Here is a 17000-nt window from a genome sequence, read left to right as displayed (position 1 = left end):
AATAGAATAAATCGGGAGTATCTTCATTAAATGGCCTGTTCCGCACAATCCAAGTGCGCAATAGGCCATTTAATCTTGATACTCCCGTAGAGTATGGTTGAGGATATCTTGCAGTCATTTCGTTCAATGTTAGAAACTGGATTGATGCGCGCATGGCTGCGGCGCGGTGTGCTGGCGTGCCTGCTATGGCCGTTCGCTAAAGTATTTCAGTTGCTGATTGGCTTCCGGCTCGGCTTGATTTTGCTCGGCTACAAAGCGCAGACGCAACTCACAGTCCCGGTCATCGTGGTTGGCAATATTTTTGTCGGTGGCACTGGCAAGACGCCACTGGTGATGTACCTGGTGCAGCAATTGCGGGCTGCGGGCTGGACGCCTGGCGTTATCTCGCGCGGCTATGCGGCTGATGCCGGTGCTGTTACGCTGGTGGATACGAATTCGCTAGCGCAGATCGTCGGTGATGAGCCTCTCCTGATACATACGCGCACCAACACCCCGGTGGCAGTCGGCCGGCAGCGGGTGGCTGCAGCACAGATGCTATTGCTGGCACATCCTGAGGTAAATGTAATTATTTCTGATGACGGTCTTCAGCACTATGCGCTGGCGCGCGACGTAGAAATCGTCTTGTTTGATCAGCGCGGTGTCGGTAATGGCTGGTTGTTACCCGCCGGCCCCCTGCGCGAACCAGCACAGAGAAGACGGGATTTTACGGTAGTCAATGCGCCTGCTGTCGCTGCCTTGCCGGAGCTTGGTAGCGGATCCGATACCCCAGTCTCACGCATGCAATTGTTGCCGGGCGCTGCATATCAGCTATGCGATCCTCGCAATACACAAACATTAGTGCAATTTGCAAATGATCCCCTGATAATTCGCACAATCACTGCCGTTGCGGGTATCGGCAATCCACAGCGGTTCTTTACCATGCTCGCCAGAGCGGGAGTGGAGTGTGAAGGTCTGCCTTTGCCAGATCACTATACATTTAATGCCGGCAGTTTTGCGCAGATTCGGTCTGACATCATTCTGATTACCGAAAAGGATGCAGTAAAATGTCGGCAGATAGTGGCATTGCAACAAGATGCCCGCGTATGGGTGGTGCCAGTGGATGCACAACTGGATGCCCGTTTTGCACAACAAATAATTGAACTGATTTCGGAGAAACAACATGGACGCACGCTTGCTTGATGTCTTGGTCTGCCCTTTGTGCAAAAGTCCTCTGGTGTACGATAAAGCGGCACAAGAATTAATTTGTAATGCCGATAAACTGGCTTTTCCGATTCGGGACGATATTCCTATCATGTGGGTAGATCAGGCTCGTCAATTGCCCGCAGCCTAAGCCTTGGAATTGAAGATTAGTCTATGAGCTTTACCGTTATTATTCCAGCGCGTCTGGCATCGAGTCGTTTGCCAAATAAGCCTTTAGCCGATCTGGGCGGCAAACCGATGGTGGTGCGCACTGCTGAGCGGGCTTTATTGTCTGGCGCCTCGCAGATCATGGTGGCAACCGATCATGCAGATATTCTGGCCGCTTGCCGCGACCACGGTATTCCGGCTTGTATGACACGAGCGGATCATCCGTCTGGCACAGACCGGATTGCCGAGGTCTCCGCTTTGATGGCGTTACCAGCCGATGCTGTGGTCGTCAATGTACAAGGTGATGAGCCCCTGATCGATCCGGCACTGATTGCCGCGACTGCTGGCCTGGTCAGTGCGACCGTACCGATGGCGACAGCCGCACATCCGCTGCACGACATACAGGACGTGTTTAATCCGAATGTCGTCAAAGTGGTGCTCGATAAATTCGGCCGCGCTTTGACTTTTTCGCGTGCGACGATTCCCTGGCACCGGGATGGATTTGCTGTCACGCGTGACATTCTGCCAGCGGGATATGCGCCGCTGCGGCATATTGGCTTATACGCCTACCGGAATGATTTTTTATTGTCCTACCCGACACTCGATTTATCACCTCTTGAGCAGATTGAGGCGCTGGAACAATTGCGGGTGTTGTGGAATGGTCATGCTATTGCAGTCCATGTCACACATGCTAGTCCGGCACCGGGTGTGGACACACCGGAAGACCTGGAGAGGGTACGGACATTCTATTAAAGCAATTGAAGGAGCAATTAAAGTAAACTGAACGTATTAGCGGAAGCTTCGCGAAATTTACATGAAAAATCTTGATGAAGCACATGATTTCATGGCAAAGCATCAATAATATAAAAAATTGTGGTAAGTTTCGTGAAAAGATACTGTGATATTACTAGTGCGTCATTTCTATAAAAATAATAAGCACTAAGAGCAAAATCACGGTTTCGCAGAAAAATATCGCATCGCAGCCCCAGGTTGTCATGCACAAGGATACAAACAAACAATTCACACTATTCAAACTCGTCTTTTAGGAAATAACATGCGTCTTATTTTGTTGGGAGCGCCTGGTGCTGGCAAAGGCACACAAGCTAATTACATCAAAGAAAAATTCAATATTCCACAAATCTCTACCGGTGACATGCTCAGAGCTGCTGTGAAAGCAGGCACGCCTCTGGGACTGGCTGCCAAAGCGGTGATGGATGCGGGTGGCCTGGTGTCGGATGACATCATCATCGGTCTGGTGAAAGATCGTTTGCAGCAAGCGGATTGTGCAAATGGCTATCTGTTCGACGGATTTCCTCGCACGACGCCTCAGGCCGATGCGATGAAAGACGCTGGCGTTACGATTGATTATGTATTGGAAATCGATGTTCCAGATGCTGCCATCATTGATCGTATGAGCGGTCGTCGCGTACACCCGGGTTCTGGCCGCGTGTATCACGTCAAATACAATCCTCCCAAAGTTGAGGGCAAAGACGATGTTACGGGTGAGGAATTGATACAGCGTGATGACGACAAAGAAGAAACCGTCAAAAAACGTCTGAGTGTCTACCACGAACAAACGGAAGTGCTGGTTGGCTACTACGGAGATTGGGCAAAATCCGGCAAGCCAGGCGCACCGAAATATCGCAAGATTGCCGGTGTCGGACCGGTAGAAACTATCAGAGACAGTGCCTTCGCCGCACTCTCGGAATAAACGAAAAGCGGACCTGTTGGTCCGCTTTTTTCTTGCTAGCCCTGGCAAATGATTCTCCAATAAACAAGGGTAACGGTTCAGTTGTGCAGTACGCAGGATTCATGATTCTACCTTGTTGATACAAGTGCGGAATAGATGAAAAGTCGTGGTTGTTTCACGTGGTCGCCGTTTTATATTGTCACAAAAAGGCAAGTTTGCATTACCCATGCAAAGGAAGCCCATAACAATTGGAGGAGTCAACATGGCAGCAGGTCTATGGTTTGTGATTGCGTGCGGAGTCATCGCCGTGCTTTACGGTTTGGTGTCGCGAAACTGGATTTTAAAACAGGATGCAGGTAACGCCCGGATGCAGGAAATTGCTACGGCGATACAGCAAGGCGCGGCTGCGTACCTGGCCAGGCAGTATCGAACGATCGCGATTGTCGGCGTTGTCTTATTTGTTGCGATTGCCTTGGTACCGGGATTGGGATTAACGACTGCAATGGGCTTTTTGGTTGGTGCAGTTTTATCCGGAGCATGCGGATTTATCGGGATGAATGTCTCGGTACGGGCCAACGTCAGGACTGCACAGGCAGCGACCCGCGGCATGAATGAGGCGCTCGATGTCGCGTTTAAAGGCGGCGCCATTACCGGTATGCTGGTTGTCGGCCTTGGCTTGTTGGGCGTGACGATTTTTTACTGGATACTGATGTTGTCCGCACCGCATGACTCGGGCTCTGCCTCTGCCTTGAATCAGCATGATGTGATCAAGCCTTTGATCGGATTGGCTTTCGGGGCGTCACTGATTTCGATTTTTGCGCGTCTTGGTGGCGGTATTTTTACTAAGGGTGCGGACGTCGGCGCGGATCTGGTTGGTAAGGTCGAGGCGGGTATTCCGGAGGACGATCCGCGTAATCCTGCCGTGATTGCCGATAATGTCGGCGATAACGTCGGCGATTGCGCCGGTATGGCAGCTGATTTGTTTGAGACCTATGTCGTGACCCTGATTGCGACGATGTTGCTTGGTGCTCTGGTTATCACAAACGCCACAACCCAGGCAATCGTCTATCCCTTGATGCTCGGTGCGGTATCTATTCTGGCATCGATCGTCGGCTGTTCTATGGTAAAGGCGAAACCAGGAAAAAAAATCATGTCGGCGTTATACACCGGACTTTGGTGGGCGGCTGGTTTATCACTGATCGGTTTTGCGATCGTCACCTGGACGGTAATGCCCGAAGATATGCGCATGCCAATGATGGGCTCAACGATCGTGGGGATTGTGTTGACCGGATTGATGGTCTACATCACTGAGTACTACACGGGAACGGATTTCAAACCGGTACAGCATGTGGCGCAGGCATCAACCACTGGTCATGGCACCAATATCATTGCGGGTCTCGGGGTATCGATGAAGTCGACCGCCTATCCGGTGCTAGCTGTATGTGCGGCTATTCTGGTGTCTTACTGGCTCGCCGGTTTGTACGGCATCGCGATTGCAGCGACATCGATGTTATCGATGGCGGGAATCATCGTAGCGCTCGATGCGTACGGGCCGATTACTGATAATGCCGGTGGGATTGCTGAAATGTCAGAAATGCCTGCTTCGGTGCGTGCCATTACGGATCCTCTGGATGCGGTAGGAAACACCACCAAGGCAGTGACCAAAGGCTATGCAATCGGTTCGGCTGGTTTGGCCGCGCTGGTCTTATTTGCCGACTATACCCATGCACTCGATTCTGTCGGTAAAAGTACTTCGTTTGATCTGTCTAACCCACAAGTGATTGTCGGCTTGTTTATTGGTGGTCTGATCCCTTATTTGTTCGGTGCAATGGCGATGGAAGCGGTCGGACGTGCCGCTGGTGCTGTGGTAGTCGAGGTGCGTCGCCAGTTTAAAGAGATCAAAGGCATTATGGATGGCAGTGGCAAGCCTGAATACGATAAAGCCGTTGATATGCTGACGACCTCGGCCATTAAGGAAATGATACTGCCGTCTTTGTTGCCGGTCATTGTGCCTGTTCTGGTGGGGTTGTTATTGGGGCCAGCCGCGCTGGGTGGTTTGCTGATGGGCACCATCGTGACAGGTCTATTTGTGGCGATTTCGATGACCACCGGCGGCGGTGCCTGGGATAATGCGAAGAAATATATTGAGGACGGACATCACGGTGGCAAGGGTTCGGAAGCGCATAAGGCCGCAGTGACGGGTGACACGGTCGGCGATCCCTATAAGGACACTGCCGGTCCAGCGATTAATCCTTTAATCAAAATTATCAATATCGTCGCTTTGCTGTTAGTGCCGCTGTTGCCGGGAACGGGAACTAGCATGGCAACGATGCATCCGACAGCGCCGCCGCCATCGATATCGGCGAGTGCCAGCGCTGTCATTGCAGCTGGCATCCCTGCCGAGCCGGCCATAATGCCAGCAACGATGGCGGCTGCGAGCGAACCAGGGGTGCTCTCATCCCCGGCATCAGCATCGTCTGCAGCAGCAAGCGCCCCAGCAAAATAAGCAGGCAATCAAAACGGGAAAGGGCGGCGCGAGTCGCCTTTTTTCTATTTTGAACGAATAATTTTCGGTACAATATAAACATAGTGACGTTTACGTAAACGTAAATTAAGTTCAACATAGTCTTAAATGCCTATGTTGTACGCGTCACATCGATTAGCCTTGTATTGTCGGATGCAGTGTCCCGGCGGTATAACTCCACAGTAACAACTGGAAAAAAAACAGGAAGACATAGGAAGAGACATTATGGATATTCAAAATAGCGTTTTTATTATCACTGGCGGTGCTTCAGGCCTGGGCGCGGCAACAGCCCGTATGTTGGTTGCGAATGGCGGGAAAGTAGTTCTGGCTGATGTACAAGTCGAAGCCGGTGAAAAACTGGCAGCAGAACTGAACGGCACATTCGTAAAATGCGATGTCACCTCTGAAGCCGATGGTCTGGCAGTTATTGCCGCTGCAACAGCGATGGGAACTCTGCGCGGACTGGTGAATTGCGCCGGCGTCGCTCCCGCCATCAAAACTGTAGGAAAAGACGGTCCACATCCTCTTGACGTATTTCAGCGCGTAGTCAACATCAACCTGATCGGTACTTTCAATATGTGCCGTTTAGCCGCTGACGCCATGGGTAAAACCGATGCGACTGCGCAAGGTGAGCGTGGCGTGATTATTAATACAGCCTCAGTTGCTGCATATGACGGGCAAATCGGGCAGGCTGCCTATGCATCGTCTAAAGCGGCGGTAGTTGGCCTGACTTTGCCGATGGCTCGTGATTTATCACGCAGCGGCATCCGTGTGATGACGATTGCGCCAGGTATTTTTGAGACGCCGATGTTGTTAGGTATGCCGCAAGAAGTACAGGACGCGCTTGGTAAAATGGTACCTTTCCCACCGCGTCTGGGTAAGCCTGATGAATATGCGCATCTTGCCAAGTCCATCATCGAAAACGTGATGTTGAACGGCGAAACGATTCGTCTCGATGGCGCAATTCGTATGCAACCGAAATAAGCATGTTGTTATTTGTCAGTTCACGACGGAATACATTGCGTGCAACATGACTTTTTGACAGTCAGCTAATACACTAAGGCAAGCTTTCGGCTTGCCTTTTTTATTTTGGGCATGGAGACAAAAAAAGTGTTCTTGCGAACGCTTCAATTAAAAGAAACTCATGAATAGTAATGCCACTACAGGATTGATTTTGACGGGCGGCGGTGCCCGCGCAGCCTATCAGGTTGGCGTGCTCAAGGCGATTTCAGATATTTTGCTGGAAGCAGGATGGGCGCGTGAGCGCAATCCTTTTGGCATTATTTGCGGCACGTCTGCCGGCGCTATTAATGCTACTGCTCTAGCCTGCCGTGCCGACAATTTTCGCGAATCGGTGTCCAGTATTTTGTATGTCTGGGAAAATTTTCAGGCCGCCCAAGTGTACAGGGCTGATTCACTGGGCGTAATCCGCTCGGGTGCACGCTGGTTGTCACTGATGTCATTTGGCTGGCTGCTTAACAAATGGCGCAAATCACCGCCCAATTCGCTGCTCGACAATTCACCTCTGGAAGATTTATTGAATCGTATGCTAGACCTGACGCGATTGGATCAGGCGCTGGCAAGCGGTGTGCTGAAGGCATTGGCCGTTACTGCCTCTTCTTATACGGCGGGGCAGCATTTAACCTTTTATCAGACACTGGCAGATATTGAACCCTGGATCCGCAGCCAGCGCCTTGCGCAGAGGGATTTTATCGGAGTTCAGCATCTGCTGGCGTCATCGGCCATTCCATTTATTTTTCCATCGGTTCCGTTGAACTGGGGCGGTCGCCTGGAATATTGCGGTGACGGCTCTATGCGCCAACTGGCACCTATTTCACCAGCCATCCATCTTGGCGCGAAGAAAGTGCTGATCGTCGGCGCCGGTCGCTTATCTGAGCCGCCACGTGAGTCAAATGAGGTCGCTCAGTATCCGAGTCTGGCGCAGATCGCAGGCCATGCGATGTCAAGTATCTTTCTCGATAGTCTGGCAGTTGATATAGAACGGCTGATGCGCATTAACAAAACATTGTCCATGCTGCCGCCGGAAGCTTTGCAAAACACGCCGTTGAAGCCAGTGGACTTGCTGGTGATCGCGCCATCGCAACGACTCGACGAAATTGCCAGTCGTCACACCAGCAGTTTGCCGCTCCCGGTCAGGACCATGCTGGGTGGCATCGGTGCAACGGAGGTCCGTGGATCCGCGTTGGCATCTTACTTGTTGTTCGAATCGAGCTATACCAGGGAACTGATTGAGCTGGGTAAAAAAGATACCTGGGCCAGACAGGATGATGTGTTGAAATTTTTCGCGGATGACGCTGAAAAGCTGAGCGCTGAAGCAGCAAAGTCACAATAGTTTTATTGCCTTTTGAATAATAAAGATTGATTCGTTTTACACAAAACGTTAATCTATGACATTGAATTACATCGTTGCCTGACAAAATGTTAAACAATTTCAACGCAACATTTTTAAAAAAATATCTGCTTTTGCTGGCGATGCTGCTGTTGTCGTCTGTTGTTTCTGCCAAGGATTTTTACGGATTACAGAGTATTTCTGTATCGGATTTACCTAAAGAAGCCCAAGTAACAATGGTGCTGATTAAGCAGGGCGGCCCGTTTCCCTATGACAAAGACGGTGTCGTCTTCGGTAATTACGAAGCCAGATTGCCTAAGCAAAAACGTGGTTATTACCACGAGTTCACCGTCAAGACACCCCGGTCGAGAAGTCGCGGTGCACGTCGCATCATTGCGGGTGGTGATTCCAGGACGTCGGGGGAATACTATTATACCGACGATCATTACGAGAGTTTTAAACGAGTAAAAGAGTAATCTCTTTGAAGATAGACCTTAGCAAGCCGGAACCTATGACAATAATCTCACCAGCAGAGGGAGAAATGAGTGTGCTCAAAACAGTAGCGCCGAATGTTGTGCAATCCATTCGTGCTTTCCGGGTGCCTGATTTACAAAAAGAAGCGGCTAGCCTTGGGCAGCATTTTTTATATGCTTATTGCCTGGAAGCCGCGACCAAGCAACAGGTTCTGGGAAAAATTGCCACGTCATTCGGCTTTCCCAAGCATTTTGGTAAAAATTTTGATGCACTGTCGGATTGCCTGACGGATCTCATCCATCAATCTGGTTCCCAGCCAGGTTTTGTGGTTGTACTGGAGCAATTACCTAATACACCGAAGTTTGATAAAGAAGCGCGGGAAACCTTACTAGATGTTTTTAGGGATGCCGCTGAGTTTTGGGCGGACAGGAAAGTTGCTTTCAGAGTTTTTTATTCATTCGAATAAGCAATAGCATAATAATTTGCCATCAAATATAGACCTTGCCTATGGCAGATGACATGTATTTTTTGTTCAAAGTGACAATGTCGTCTGGTGCCGATGATCGAATTATTTGAGGCTCAGGCCCTTACAGCGGTACAATGCCGCCATGAAAAAGATTGTGATTTTAATTTCTGGACGTGGCAGCAACATGCAAGCGATCGTTCAGGCAGCTAAAACAGAGCAATGGGCAGCGCAAATTGCGGCGGTAATTAGTAATCGGGCAGATGCTAGCGGACTTGAGTACGCCGCCAGCATGGGCATCCCGGCTATCGTCGTTCCAAGCAAGAATTTCACCTCACGCGATGCATTCGACGCAGAGTTGAAAAGAGTCATTGATAAATTCTCCCCAGATCTGGTTGTGCTGGCGGGATTCATGCGTATTCTGACTGCATCGTTTGTCGAGCATTACATGGGGCGCATGATCAATATTCATCCGTCTTTATTGCCTAGTTTCGTTGGTCTGGCCACGCATCAGCAGGCCTTGGATGCTGGTGTCAAGATCCATGGCGTTACTGTGCATTTTGTTACGCCGGAACTTGATCACGGGCCGATTATCGATCAGGCCGTGATACCGGTATTCTATGACGATACAGTAGACAGTCTTTCTCATCGTGCTCTTGAGCAGGAACACATCATCTATCCCAGAGCGGTGAAATGGTTTATCGACGATAAACTAAGTATTGTTGGTCAGCGCGTTCGCGTAGAGCTACACTGATTTGCTCGTATTACCGTTCGCCCGGACTCTTTTTGCAATGAGTCGCGTGCTGCAGTCAACTAAAGAATTGAAAAAGGAAACCAAATGAGATTACCTCCGGCCATTGTTGGTCACACAGAAGAAGTGTTGCGTGAAATTCTGCGCTTTACAGGTCCCGCAGACGTGACCTTGTCGCGCTATTTCCGCGAGCATCCTCGCCTCGGGTCGCGTGAACGTGGCGTTGTTGCGGAGGGTATTTACGGTCTTTTGCGCAATAAAAGTGTTTACACGAGTTTTTCTGAGTCCGGCAGCGGCCCGGCGATGCGTCGTCTGACACTATTGGGGCTGGCAGATGCGGTAGGTGTTGATTCTTTGGGTGGTCTGAGTGAAGAAGAGACTGAATGGTTGCAGCGTGTCATGCTGATCGACCGTAGCCATTTGCCTCCTGCATTGAAATCGAATTTGCCAGGGTGGTTGTGGGAAAAATTTTTGGCTAAATTTGGTGAACCAGAAGCTTTGGCTTTGGCCGATGCCTTAAATACCCCAGCCTCACTGGATCTGCGTGTCAATACGCTGAAGGGGAATCGCGACGACGTGATTGCCGCTTTAGCCCAGGCGCCGATTATTGCGGAGCCTACGCCTTATTCTGCACTGGGATTGCGCATCAAGAAAAAACCAACCATCCAAAATTTACCCTTGTTTAAAGACGGCACAATCGAAGTGCAAGACGAAGGTAGCCAGATTCTTGCCCAACTAGTGGGTGCGAAGCGCGGTGAGATGGTGGCCGACTTCTGTGCTGGTGCTGGCGGTAAAACTTTGGCGCTGGGCGCCAGTATGCGTAACACCGGCCGTTTATACGCCTTTGATATATCTGAAAAACGTCTGGCAAAGTTAAAGCCACGCCTCGCAAGAAGCGGTTTGTCAAACGTGCACCCAGTTGTGATCGCGCACGAAAAAGACGCCAAAATCAAGCGTCTCGCAGGTAAATTAGACCGTGTTCTGGTCGATGCACCGTGCAGTGGTTTGGGTACTTTGCGTCGTAATCCGGATGTGAAGTGGCGTCAGACGCAAGTCGGTGTTGCTGAGTTGAACGTCAAACAGGCATCGATACTTGATAGCGCGGCAAGACTGGTCAAGGCAGGTGGTCGCCTGGTTTATGCAACATGTAGTGTTCTTGATGAAGAAAATGAAGCGATTGTTCAGGCTTTTATTGCTGCGCATCCTGATTTCAGCTTATTACCAGTGTCGCAGGTGCTGACTGAGCAAAAAATTGATTTGGAAATGGGCGACTATTTAAAGCTGATGCCGCATGTGCACCAGACTGATGGCTTTTTTGCCGCTGTCTTGGAACGCAATAAATAATTGATCAAGCCTTTTTATTTGCTGCGTTGATGAATACACCTTTACTGGCTAGCCTGCTATCCGATTTATCGGATGATCTACACGATACCAACTTCTTATGGCAGGTAGGAACGGTGCTGCTGTGCTTTTTCCTGGCATGGTATCTGGCAGGATTGCTACGAAAAAGCTTTTCCAGCTCGGAGAGTGCTTCCGGAATGATGAAGATGGGAGTCGAGAGCTTCCATCGCGTCTTATTTCCCAGCCTGTCCCTGATATTCATTCTGACCGCCAAAGGTATTTTAGGCCGCTGGCAACATACTCATTTGCTGAGTCTGCTTTTTCCTATCATCGGTTCACTGGCATTAATTCGCTTCGGCTTTTATGTGGTCAGAAAAACTTTTGTTAAGGAAGGCAAGATCGGCGCTTTTCTGACAATTTTTGAAAAATTATTTGCCGGGTTAGTCTGGCTGGGCGTGGTGTTGCACTTCACCGGCTTGTGGCAGGAATTATTGACGAGTCTGGATGACGCGGTTTTGCCAATTGGACATAACAAGGTATCGGTATTGTCCATACTACAGGCGCTTGTTTCGGTTGCGGTGACGCTGATCGTGGCGTTGTGGGCGAGCGCAGCGCTAGAGGCTCGCCTGATGTTATTGCCGACTATGCATACCTCCTTAAAGGTAGTGTTATCGCGATTTGGCCGTGCCGTACTCATTTTACTGGCGATTCTGATCAGTCTGACCATTGTCGGTATCGATTTGACTGTTTTATCGGTATTCGGTGGTGCGTTGGGTGTTGGTCTTGGTTTCGGTTTGCAAAAAATTACCAGTAGCTATGTGTCTGGCTTCATTATTTTGCTCGACCGGAGTTTATCCATAGGCGACATGATTGCAGTCGATAAATTTAATGGTCGTGTGACACAAATTAACACTCGGTATACGGTATTAAAGGGGCTCGATGGTGGAGAATCTGTCATACCGAATGAAATGTTGGTGTCGAATCCGGTGCAAAATTTTTCTTTAAGCGACAGTTCTGTGGCGATGGGAACGGATATTACGGTAGCTTATCAGACCGACGTTGAAGCTTTGCTGCCGCTGCTTGCGCAAACTGCTGCTGATGTGTCTCGTGTATCAAAAGATACTCCGCCTTCTGCTTACTTAATGAGGTTCGGTACCGATGGACTGGAATTGCGTGTCGGCTTCTGGATATCAGACCCTGAAAATGGACGCTCTAATGTTTTATCTGAAGTAAATCGTGCAATATGGAAATTATTGCAGGAACGTAAAATCGAAGTTCCATACCCTCAACGGGTTCTGACCTTCATCAATACGCCAGAGAAAGTTTCAGGGCAGACTTAAAAAGAGCGTACAATACAAAAAATTTTAGAAAATTTTTGACACTTTGCTTTTGTCAATAGACGACAAGATAGTGTCATTAACCATGGAGTACATGTCATTTTGAGCACTTTTATCGATACCGCAATTGATTTTTTGTCTAACGGCATTACTCGTGCCACGGCTTGGCAAGTATTCATCTTCACGATGGTCGTTACCCATATTACGATTGCCAGCGTCACGATCTTTTTGCATCGTTGCCAGGCACATCGTGCTCTGGAACTGCATGCGATTCCAAGTCATTTCTTCCGCTTCTGGCTCTGGCTTACTACTGGCCAAGTGACCAAGGAGTGGGCGGCAATTCACCGTAAGCATCACGCAAAGTGCGAAACTGAGGAAGATCCTCACAGCCCGGTGACGCGCGGTATTAAAAAAGTGTTTTGGCAAGGCGCTGAGTTATACAGAGCAGAGTCAAAAAACATGGAAACCATGCAAAAGTATGGGCATGGCACACCTGGTGACTGGATTGAACGTAATCTGTACACCCGATTTAGCTGGCAGGGCGTTGCATTGATGCTGATCATCGATCTTATTTTGTTCGGTGTAATTGGTATTACGGTGTGGGCTGTTCAAATGTTGTGGATCCCCGTAACAGCGGCTGGCATTATCAATGGTATTGGTCACTATTGGGGATATCGCAATTACGATTGCGTAGATGCATCTCGTAACATCGTACCTTTTGGTATTTTGATTGGCGGCGAAGAACTGCATAACAACCACCATACCTTCGGTACTTCAGCTAAATTGTCGTCTAAATGGTATGAATTTGATATCGGCTGGTTATATATCCGTACAATGGAGATTGTCGGTCTGGCTACCGTTAAAAAAGTTGCGCCTGAACCGAAGTTTGCCGAGATTAAATCCGTGATTGATATGGATACACTGCAAGCGGTTATTACAAATCGCTATGACGTAATGGCAAAGTACACAAAATCCTTGCGCCGTGCCTGGAGAGATGAAGTTGCCCAGTTGCGCGAAAAAGCCCAGTTTGAGGCGAGCTTGCTTAAATCGACAAAAACACTTTTGCAGCGTGAGCCTACTAAACTAGAGGCACCGCAAAAGCAACAATTGTCAGAAGTATTGGCACACAGCAGTGCTCTGAAAACGATGCACGACATGCGTGTGGAGTTGGGCTTAATCTGGGAACGCTCTACAGTGAGCCGTGAGCAATTGGTACATCAATTGCAAGACTGGTGCGTGCGTGCCGAGGCCTCAGGTATTCAGACTTTGCATGATTTCTCGCTTAGATTACGTACTTACGCGTAAATTATTGAGCCTGATCTAAAAAGCACCTTCGGGTGCTTTTTTATTGCGCTCGGATCTCTGGTAACAGTGGGTGCTAATCCACAAACACTGTGGCAATAGAAAATAAAAGGCGAAAAAAAACCTGCAAATTGCAGGTTTTTTTGAGATAACTAAAATTATTTAATCTTAGTTTCTTTGTAGATTACATGCTTACGTGCCTTGGGATCAAACTTCATGATCTCCATTTTTTCAGGCATTGTGCGCTTGTTTTTTGATGTGGTATAGAAATGACCTGTACCAGCAGTCGATTCCAGTTTGATTTTGTCGCGACCAGATTTAGCCATGATATTTTCCTAACAGTGATTTTCGCTTAAACTTTTTCGCCGCGAGCACGCAGATCAGTCAAAACCGCATCAATGCCGATTTTGTCAATGACGCGCAGACCAGCGTTAGACAAACGCAGGGAAACCCAGCGATTTTCTGATTCTACGAAGAAGCGACGATTTTGCAGGTTAGGCAAAAAGCGACGTTTAGTTTTGTTGTTCGCATGGGATACGTTGTTGCCAACCATTGGCCCCTTCCCAGTTACTTGGCAAACACGTGCCATGTTTAACTCCTTAAATGTTTCCGAATTTGGAAAAAATAGGATTATAACGAAAATCCTACTAAATATCAACGACTTGCGAAAAACAATTGTGTCTTGTGTTTTTATTTTATTTAACAATTGAAAATTTCAAGGCTTTTGAATGAATTCACGCACTTGTTATTTAGATTTGCCCATGTTCGGCGAATGAGTAGACATGAGGATTAGCTACAATGAAATGATCCAGTACTCTGACATCAACTAGTGCCAGAGTTTGTTTTAAGGTTCTGGTCAAAGCAATGTCCGCATCGCTCGGCTCTGCGCTGCCAGAGGGGTGATTGTGCGCCAAAATGATACTTGCCGCGTTATGTTGCAACGCTGCTTTGACTACCTCTCTCGGATACACACTGGCTTGACTAAGGCTACCCCGGAAGAGTTCGGATGAGGTAATGAGTCGATTTTTGATGTCGAGAAACAACACGGCAAATGATTCGTAAGGTTTGCTGCCAATCATGAGTTGTAAATAGCTTTTGACGGCTTGCGGTGAGGACAGTAGCGGAGCAGCTTGTAACTCTTCAGAAATAGCGCGCTTAGCCAGTTCTAGGACAGCATGTAATTGGGCATATTTGGCATTACCTAAACCATGCATTGCAGAAAAATTTTTGATATCCGCAGCGAATAACCCAGTCAATGAACCAAATTGGCTCAACATGTCGCGCCCCAAATCTACGGCGCTTTTACCGCTGACGCCTACTCGCAAGAAAACTGCTAATAACTCGGCATCAGACAACGCCTGAGCACCAAATTTAATTAATCGTTCACGCGGACGCTGATCTTCGGGCCAGTCAGTAATCGCCATCAAAAGTCCTTTACAAAATGAGAGAATAATCAGTACTTCATCGAGCTGGCATACAATAGAGGCTTGATTGGACTTCACTTTAACTATGTCAAACCACGCTATCCCTGTCGTTACACCCGATGCTTATCTGACTTTGCATTATCGCCTTGCCACACTGGATGGTGAGGATATTATCAGTACTTTTAAGGAAAGTCCGGCGACTTTGCAAATGGGAAATGGTCAGCTAGCTCCTGAGCTGGAGAGGGCGTTGCTAAATCTTGAGGAAGGTTCTCATACGACACAGGAGCTTGCGCCGGAGCAGGCATTTGGTCCGCGCAATCCCGAGCTGATACAGCGTGTTTCCCGCGCAACTTTAAAAGAAAATTCCGCTTTTGGTGAGCAGTACATCATTGGTGATCTGGTTGAATTTGCCGCCCCCTCTGGCGGGCGTTTTGCCGGGATTCTCAGAGCAATTGATGAGGACGGTGCATTATTTGATTTTAACCATCCGCTGGCAGGACAGACTGTCCTGTTTGAAACAAAAATCATCGGTATTTTATGACTATGGATAAAGAAATTGTATTGGCGCAGCCGCGTGGGTTTTGCGCAGGAGTTGATCGTGCTATTGAAATCGTGGAGCGTGCATTGCGGCAGTTTGGTGCGCCTATCTATGTTCGCCATGAGATTGTACACAACGCTTATGTGGTCAATGATCTGCGTCAGAAGGGAGCTATTTTTATAGAGGAATTGGCTGATGTGCCTGCTGGTAATACGGTGATTTTTTCTGCACATGGCGTTTCTCAATCGGTTCGTGAAGAAGCAAGCGCAAGAGGTCTGACAGTTTTTGATGCAACTTGTCCTCTGGTTACTAAAGTCCATATTGAAGTCGCGAAAATGCGCAAAGAAGGTCGTGAAGTCATCATGATCGGTCATCAAGGGCACCCGGAAGTTGAAGGGACAATGGGGCAGACGGAAGGCGGGATGCATCTCGTTGAAACAGTCGATGATGTGACTAAGTTGAAGGTGGCCAATCCTGATTTACTTGCGTATGTGTCTCAGACAACTTTGTCGGTTGACGACACTATTGAGATCATTGCTGCACTCAAAACTAAATTTCCTCAGATAAGTGAGCCAAAAAAGGGCGATATTTGCTATGCCACAACGAATCGCCAGGAAGCTGTTAAGTTTATGGCGCCACAAGTTGACCTGGTCATTGTAGTGGGCAGTGCGAATAGTTCGAACTCCAATCGTCTGCGTGAAGTGGCTGAGAAAAAAGGTGCGGCATCCTACATGGTAGATAACGCTTCCCAGATCCAGGCAGACTGGTTGAGAGATTCCCGTCGTATCGGCGTCACAGCGGGCGCATCTGCCCCTGAGGTTTTGGTACAACAAGTTATTGATCGACTGAAACAATTAGGGGCGCAAAGTGTGCGTACTTTGGATGGTGCTGAAGAAAATGTGACTTTCCCTATGCCAAAGGGGTTGACGGGGTAATGCAAAATACACCCTTACTAAGCGCTTTTTGATCTTGCGTAAATAATAATTTGCCATGTGCTGTTTATTCAGTATTTTATTTCGTGAATTCATCGCTAACATTGCTGAACTTTGATTGACCGCGAGTCATTTTTTACACTGTGCAGTATCAGACCAGTATAGTAGTATGAGTTCGGGCTTAATATGGTGGTAGTATTTTTGTTCATACTTTCCAGTCAATCTCTGTATAATCCGGCCGAATTTCACAGCCTTCCTCTCGGTTAAGCGGACAGGCGTGGAGTCGGTTACATAAAAATATTACAAAAGCTTTTTGCCAAAAGTTGTTGAGGAGAGTTTTACTATGCGTCATTCCACTATTTCAATTGCTCCACATTGCATGAAGCGTCTTTTCGGATAACAGGCGCTTAAATTGAGCGGCACACAAGAGTTACTTGGTGCCGTTTTTGTTATCAGGAATGATTTTTGCTGAGTAGTCTTTAAGTGAGATATTCATGTATCTCGGTAAAAATTCCCATCCGTTCATA

The 17000-nt window shown here is 48.3% G+C and carries 18 protein-coding genes; 15 read left to right on the top strand and 3 right to left on the bottom strand.

Features of this window, described 5'->3' with window-relative positions; all coding sequences use genetic code 11:
- Positions 1 to 126: 126 nt before the first annotated feature.
- From lpxK to ACO0K4_RS08825, 13 genes are all read left to right on the top strand, one after another.
- Positions 127 to 1179: a tetraacyldisaccharide 4'-kinase gene (gene lpxK, locus ACO0K4_RS08885; RefSeq protein ID WP_422956255.1), complete on the top strand. Its 1053-nt coding sequence runs from the start codon at positions 127 to 129 to the stop codon at positions 1177 to 1179.
- Positions 1160 to 1330 carry a Trm112 family protein gene (locus ACO0K4_RS08880; protein WP_262838570.1) on the top strand — a complete coding sequence of 57 codons (171 nt, stop codon included), beginning with the start codon at positions 1160 to 1162 and terminating at the stop codon, positions 1328 to 1330. Before lpxK ends, ACO0K4_RS08880 begins: the two co-directional genes overlap by 20 nt.
- Before the next feature lie 23 nt (positions 1331 to 1353).
- The gene (gene kdsB, locus ACO0K4_RS08875; protein ID WP_422956254.1) at positions 1354 to 2100 is read left to right on the top strand and encodes a 3-deoxy-manno-octulosonate cytidylyltransferase; all 747 of its coding nucleotides are present in this window, start codon (positions 1354 to 1356) and stop codon (positions 2098 to 2100) included.
- Between the two features lie 301 nt (positions 2101 to 2401).
- Complete coding sequence (adk, locus tag ACO0K4_RS08870) at positions 2402 to 3058, top strand: adenylate kinase (protein WP_422956253.1); 657 nt, start codon at positions 2402 to 2404, stop codon at positions 3056 to 3058.
- A gap of 241 nt (positions 3059 to 3299) precedes the next feature.
- Complete coding sequence (locus ACO0K4_RS08865) at positions 3300 to 5543, top strand: sodium-translocating pyrophosphatase (protein WP_422956252.1); 2244 nt, start codon at positions 3300 to 3302, stop codon at positions 5541 to 5543.
- A 243-nt stretch (positions 5544 to 5786) separates the two neighbouring features.
- A complete protein-coding gene (locus ACO0K4_RS08860) occupies positions 5787 to 6545 on the top strand; it encodes a 3-hydroxyacyl-CoA dehydrogenase (protein ID WP_422956251.1) in 759 nt (252 codons plus the stop codon).
- Positions 6546 to 6705: 160 nt separating this feature from the next.
- Positions 6706 to 7914, top strand: coding sequence for a patatin-like phospholipase family protein (locus ACO0K4_RS08855; RefSeq protein ID WP_422956250.1), 1209 nt, complete (start codon positions 6706 to 6708; stop codon positions 7912 to 7914).
- A gap of 86 nt (positions 7915 to 8000) precedes the next feature.
- On the top strand, positions 8001 to 8387 hold the full coding sequence (locus ACO0K4_RS08850) for a ribonuclease (protein WP_422956249.1): 387 nt from the start codon (positions 8001 to 8003) through the stop codon (positions 8385 to 8387).
- Between the two features lie 5 nt (positions 8388 to 8392).
- Complete coding sequence (locus ACO0K4_RS08845; RefSeq protein WP_422956248.1) at positions 8393 to 8851, top strand: barstar family protein; 459 nt, start codon at positions 8393 to 8395, stop codon at positions 8849 to 8851.
- 142 nt (positions 8852 to 8993) lie between these two features.
- A complete protein-coding gene (gene purN, locus ACO0K4_RS08840) occupies positions 8994 to 9602 on the top strand; it encodes a phosphoribosylglycinamide formyltransferase (protein WP_422956247.1) in 609 nt (202 codons plus the stop codon).
- 84 nt (positions 9603 to 9686) lie between these two features.
- Positions 9687 to 10943 (top strand): RsmB/NOP family class I SAM-dependent RNA methyltransferase, encoded by a 1257-nt coding sequence (locus ACO0K4_RS08835; RefSeq protein WP_422956246.1) that lies wholly within the window; start codon positions 9687 to 9689, stop codon positions 10941 to 10943.
- Positions 10944 to 10972: 29 nt separating this feature from the next.
- Positions 10973 to 12280, top strand: a complete 1308-nt coding sequence (locus ACO0K4_RS08830) for a mechanosensitive ion channel family protein (protein ID WP_422956245.1) — start codon at positions 10973 to 10975, stop codon at positions 12278 to 12280.
- 99 nt (positions 12281 to 12379) lie between these two features.
- Positions 12380 to 13582: a DesA family fatty acid desaturase gene (locus tag ACO0K4_RS08825; RefSeq protein WP_422956244.1), complete on the top strand. Its 1203-nt coding sequence runs from the start codon at positions 12380 to 12382 to the stop codon at positions 13580 to 13582.
- Between the two features lie 155 nt (positions 13583 to 13737).
- Here ACO0K4_RS08825 and rpmG read toward each other — a convergent pair whose 3' ends face one another.
- The 3 genes from rpmG to radC form a co-directional block, all read right to left on the bottom strand.
- Complete coding sequence (gene rpmG / locus ACO0K4_RS08820; RefSeq protein ID WP_110257750.1) at positions 13738 to 13905, bottom strand: 50S ribosomal protein L33; 168 nt, start codon at positions 13903 to 13905, stop codon at positions 13738 to 13740.
- A gap of 26 nt (positions 13906 to 13931) precedes the next feature.
- Complete coding sequence (gene rpmB, locus ACO0K4_RS08815) at positions 13932 to 14168, bottom strand: 50S ribosomal protein L28 (protein WP_186947587.1); 237 nt, start codon at positions 14166 to 14168, stop codon at positions 13932 to 13934.
- A gap of 160 nt (positions 14169 to 14328) precedes the next feature.
- Complete coding sequence (radC, locus tag ACO0K4_RS08810) at positions 14329 to 15003, bottom strand: RadC family protein (RefSeq protein WP_422956243.1); 675 nt, start codon at positions 15001 to 15003, stop codon at positions 14329 to 14331.
- Positions 15004 to 15088: 85 nt separating this feature from the next.
- On the opposite strand from radC, the gene ACO0K4_RS08805 reads away from it, so the two are divergent.
- A complete protein-coding gene (locus ACO0K4_RS08805; protein WP_422956242.1) occupies positions 15089 to 15544 on the top strand; it encodes an FKBP-type peptidyl-prolyl cis-trans isomerase in 456 nt (151 codons plus the stop codon).
- Positions 15541 to 16476 carry a 4-hydroxy-3-methylbut-2-enyl diphosphate reductase gene (ispH, locus tag ACO0K4_RS08800; protein ID WP_422956241.1) on the top strand — a complete coding sequence of 312 codons (936 nt, stop codon included), beginning with the start codon at positions 15541 to 15543 and terminating at the stop codon, positions 16474 to 16476. The genes ACO0K4_RS08805 and ispH overlap by 4 nt, the downstream gene beginning before the upstream one ends.
- Positions 16477 to 17000: the final 524 nt, after the last annotated feature.

The organism is Undibacterium sp. RuTC16W, from assembly GCF_049339445.1.
GTDB lineage: Bacteria > Pseudomonadota > Gammaproteobacteria > Burkholderiales > Burkholderiaceae_D > Undibacterium.
The sequence above is the reverse complement of the archived record's forward strand: the minus strand, read 5'-3'. Positions and strand labels throughout refer to the sequence as shown.